At 70.5% G+C, this 4,250-nt stretch carries 4 protein-coding genes; all 4 read left to right on the top strand.

Features of this window, described 5'->3' with window-relative positions; translation table 11 throughout:
* The first annotated feature begins 41 nt into the window (after positions 1 to 41).
* The 4 genes from C1J00_RS39065 to C1J00_RS39080 all read left to right on the top strand — a co-directional run bounded on the left by C1J00_RS39065 (position 42) and on the right by C1J00_RS39080 (position 4,097).
* On the top strand, positions 42 to 725 hold the full coding sequence (locus C1J00_RS39065; protein WP_102913619.1) for a response regulator: 684 nt from the start codon (positions 42 to 44) through the stop codon (positions 723 to 725).
* 95 nt (positions 726 to 820) lie between these two features.
* A complete protein-coding gene (locus tag C1J00_RS39070) occupies positions 821 to 2,161 on the top strand; it encodes a sensor histidine kinase (RefSeq protein WP_102913620.1) in 1,341 nt (446 codons plus the stop codon).
* Complete coding sequence (locus tag C1J00_RS39075) at positions 2,158 to 2,823, top strand: response regulator (RefSeq protein ID WP_102913621.1); 666 nt, start codon at positions 2,158 to 2,160, stop codon at positions 2,821 to 2,823. The genes C1J00_RS39070 and C1J00_RS39075 overlap by 4 nt, the downstream gene beginning before the upstream one ends.
* A gap of 53 nt (positions 2,824 to 2,876) precedes the next feature.
* Positions 2,877 to 4,097: a cytochrome P450 gene (locus C1J00_RS39080; protein WP_102913622.1), complete on the top strand. Its 1,221-nt coding sequence runs from the start codon at positions 2,877 to 2,879 to the stop codon at positions 4,095 to 4,097.
* Positions 4,098 to 4,250: the final 153 nt, after the last annotated feature.

Raw genomic sequence — 4,250 nt, forward strand, 5'->3', positions numbered from 1 at the left:
CCGGGCACCCATCACCCCACGGCCCCTTGAGGAGGGACCTCATGACGAGCGGCACCGGCAAACCCATCCGGGTTCTCATCGTCGACGACCAGGCGATGGTCCGGCAGGGCTTCACCGTGCTGCTCGGCATACAGCCCGACATAGAAGTCGTCGGCGACGCGAAGAACGGTGAGAGCGGCATCGCCCTGGCCTCGGAGCTCGCCCCGGACGTCGTCCTGATGGACATCCGCATGCCCGGGATCGGGGGCATCGAGGCCACCCGGCACATCGCCGCGGCCCACCCGGACATGCGGGTGCTGGTGCTCACCACCTTCGACCTCGACGAGTACGTGTACGACGCGCTGCGCGCCGGAGCCTCCGGGTTCCTGCTGAAGGACGCGTCGTCGGAGCAGCTCGCCGAGGCGGTCCGGGTGGTCGCGGCCGGAGAAGCGCTGCTCGCCCCGGTCATCACCCGCAAGCTGATCGCCGAGTTCTCCCGGCTCGACGGCAAGCCCCGCACCCCGCTCAGGGAACGCGTCGGCGACCTGACCGAGCGGGAGACGGAGGTGCTCGCGCTGATCGCGCAGGGCCTGTCGAACGCGGAGATCGCCCGGCACCTGTTCGTGGCCGAGCAGACGGTGAAGACCCACGTCGGCAGGATCCTGGTGAAGCTGGGCCTCAGGGACCGGACGCAGGCTGCGGTGTTCGCCTACGAGTCGGGGGTGGTGCGGCCGTCGGGGTACTGAGCCCCCGGCAAACCCCGTAGTACCTGAGAGGGACCCTTGGTGACCCCTCTCACTGGGGACGACCGGGATGCCGGGCCCCGCTTACCGTTCTGTACGTGACCGAGACGACTCACCTTCAGACCACGCCGCCGGGGGACGGGGCCAAGCAGCACAGCCCCGAATACCGGGTGGCGGTGGACTCCCTGCGCGGACTGCGGCAGGACCTGATCCACGACGCGTTCGCCTACCGGCCGCTGCCGCGCAGGAGCACGGAAGGGCGGATCATCCGGCGGCTGCCCGGCCGCCTACGGAAGTACGCGACCTGGACGCCGCACGCCCTGATAGCCGTGGCCGCCCTGATCACCCTGCTCATCACCGGCGCCTCCACCGGCGGCCTCGTGCTCCTGGTCTGCCCCTTGACAGTGATCCCCGTCCTGCTGACCATGATCCGTCCGGTCGGAGCGTTCTGGGCGTCCATGGTTTCCACGCCGCTGGCCGTGATGCTCGGCAGCGACTGGGGCGGATGGCCTTGGGCCGCCGGCAGCTTCGTCTGCCACCTGACCGTGCTGACGGTCGTGGCGATACGCACTCGGCCCCGCACGGCCGGGTGGATGTGGGCGCTGACCGCGCTGTACGCCCTCGTCGCGGACAGCGGCATCGGCCCGACCTACCTCTACGGCACCAACTCCGCCCCCATGCTGATCCTCTCGGCGATGATCCTGCTCTGCGTCACCGTCTGGCACGTCCGCCGGGACGCCGTGCAGGAGGTCACCGCCCAGCAGACGGTCACCGCGCACGAGCGTTCCCGCCGCACCCTGTTGGAGGAGCGCACCACGATCGCCCGCGAGCTGCACGACGTCGTCGCCCACCACATGTCGGTGGTCGCCATCCAGGCGGAGGCCGCGCCCTACCGGGTGGAGAATCCGCCGCCGGAGCTGGAGAAGGCGTTCGCCACGATCCGGGAGAACGCGGTGGCGGCGCTGACCGAACTGCGCCGGGTGCTCGGCGTCGTCCGCGCCGAGGACTACGAGGTCCCGGACGCCCCGCAGCCCACCCTCGCCGACCTGGACGGGCTGCTGGCCAACGTCCGGGAGGCCGGGCTGACCGCGGAGAAGGTGGTGACGGGCGCGGTGCGCGAGCTGCCGCAGGGCGTGGAGCTGTCGGCGTACCGCATCGTGCAGGAGGCTCTGAGCAACACCTTGCGGCACGCACCGGGCGCGACCGCCCGGGTCGAGATCGGCTACGTGCTCGGCGGCCTGGGGCTGCGCATAGTCAACGGCCCGCCGCCCAACACCAGCCTCATCAAGCCCTCGCCCGGCGCCGGGCACGGCATCACGGGCATGCGGGAGCGGGTGTCGATGCTGAACGGCGAGATGACGGCCGGCGGGACGGACGACGGAGGTTACGAGGTGGCGGTGTACCTGCCGGTCGCCCTGCCGGACGAGGGTGACGCATGACCATTCGTGTCCTGATCGCGGACGACCAGATGATGGTGCGCGAGGGGTTCTCGGTCCTGCTGAACGCGATGCCGGACATCGAGGTCGTCGGCGAGGCGGTGAACGGCAGGGAGGCCGTCACCAAGGTCCGCGAGCTCGCCCCGGACGTGGTGCTGATGGACATCCGCATGCCCGAGCTGAACGGCATAGAGGCGACCCGCGAGATCGTGGCCGCCGACGGCGCCGCGAAGGTGCTGGTGCTCACCACCTTCGACCTCGACGAGTACGTGTACCAGGCGCTGCGCGCGGGTGCCTCCGGCTTCCTCCTCAAGGACGCCTCGGCCCGCCAGCTGGCCGACGGTGTGCGGGTCGTGGCCTCCGGGGAGGCGCTCCTGGCCCCCTCGGTGACCAGGCGCCTGATCACCGAGTTCTCCAAGCTCTCCGAGAAGCCGCACCTCATGCCCTCCGCCCAGGCGGCCTACGGTGACCTCACCGATCGGGAGACGGAGGTGCTGGTCCTCATCGCGCAGGGCCTGTCGAACTCGGAGATCGCGCAGCGGCTGGTCGTCGCCGAGTCGACGATCAAGACGCATGTCAGCCGGATCCTGGTGAAGCTGGGCCTCAGGGACCGGACACAGGCGGCGGTCTTCGCGTACGAGGCGCGGCTGGTGACCCCGGGGTGACGGCTGGACGCCGCCCCTGGTCAGAGTGGGGGTCGTCGGGCTAGCGTCCGTTCATGGCAGCTGTTCACGACCTCGGGTTCGACCCGTGGGACCCGGCGTTCCTCACCGACCCGTACCCCGTCTACGCCGAGCTGCGTGCCCGGGGCCGCGTGCACTGGTTCGAGCCCACGAACCAGTGGCTCGTCCCGCACCACGCGGACGTCTCGGCACTGCTGCGCGACCGGCGCCTCGGCCGCACGTACCAGCACCGGTTCTCGCACGAGGAGTTCGGCCGTACGTCGCCCCCGCCGGAGCACGAGCCGTTCCACACCCTCAACGACCACGGGATGCTCGACCTGGAGCCCCCGGACCACACCCGGATCCGCCGTCTGGTGTCGAAGGCGTTCACGCCACGCACGGTGGAGCGGCTGAAGCCGTACGTGGAGGGCCTGGCCGACGAGCTGGTGTCCACGCTGGTCGAGGCGGGCGGCGGCGACCTGCTGAAGGACGTCGCCGAGCCCCTCCCCGTCGCGGTGATCGCCGAGATGCTCGGCATCCCGGAGTCCGACCGGGCCCCGCTGCGCCCCTGGTCGGCGGACATCTGCGGGATGTACGAGCTCAAGCCGTCCGAGGACACGGCGGCGAAGGCGGTCCGGGCGTCGGTCGAGTTCTCCGACTACCTGCGCGAGCTGATCGCGGCCCGCCGCGAGGAGCCCGGCGAGGACCTCATCTCGGGGCTCATCGCAGCCCACGACGAGGGCGACCGGCTCACCGAGCAGGAGATGATCTCCACCTGCGTCCTGCTGCTCAACGCCGGCCACGAGGCCACGGTGAACGCCACGGTCAACGGCTGGTACGCCCTGTTCCGCAACCCGTCCCAGCTGGAGGCGCTGCGCGCGGACCACACGCTCATCCCCTCCGCGATCGAGGAGCTGATGCGCTACGACACCCCGCTCCAGCTGTTCGAGCGCTGGGTCCTGGACGAGATCGAGATCGACGGTACGACGATCCCGCGCGGCGCGGAGATCGCCATGCTGTTCGGCTCCGCCAACCACGACCCGGCGGTGTTCCGGAACCCGTCCGCCCTGGACCTCACTCGCGCTGACAACCCCCATATCTCCTTCAGCGCCGGCATCCACTACTGCATCGGCGCACCCCTGGCCCGTATCGAACTGGCGGCGTCGATGGGGGCGTTGCTGGAGAGGGCCCCGAAGCTGCGACTCGCGGCCGAGCCGGAGAGGAAGCCGAACTTCGTGATCAGGGGGCTGGAGGCACTGGCGGTCGAGGTCGGCTGATCAGTACTGGAGGGGCTGGCGTTGAGGTCGGCTGATCAGCCGGCGCCGGCCGGTCAGGTCGTCATGTCCCGCCGCCGCAACCCTGCCAGCCCCCCGGCCACCAGCACCACCGCCACCTGTCTCTTAGACACATCTGACGCTGCCGACGAACTC

Source organism: Streptomyces cahuitamycinicus (assembly GCF_002891435.1).
GTDB lineage: Bacteria > Actinomycetota > Actinomycetes > Streptomycetales > Streptomycetaceae > Streptomyces > Streptomyces cahuitamycinicus.

What these genes read in the sequence shown, in the direction of transcription:
- C1J00_RS39065 (WP_102913619.1), top strand. Translation starts at nt 42, where the DNA reads ATGACGAGCGGCACCGGCAAACCCATCCGGGTTCTCATCGTCGACGAC.
- C1J00_RS39075 (WP_102913621.1), top strand. Translation starts at nt 2,158, where the DNA reads ATGACCATTCGTGTCCTGATCGCGGACGACCAGATGATGGTGCGCGAG.
- C1J00_RS39080 (WP_102913622.1), top strand. Translation starts at nt 2,877, where the DNA reads ATGGCAGCTGTTCACGACCTCGGGTTCGACCCGTGGGACCCGGCGTTC.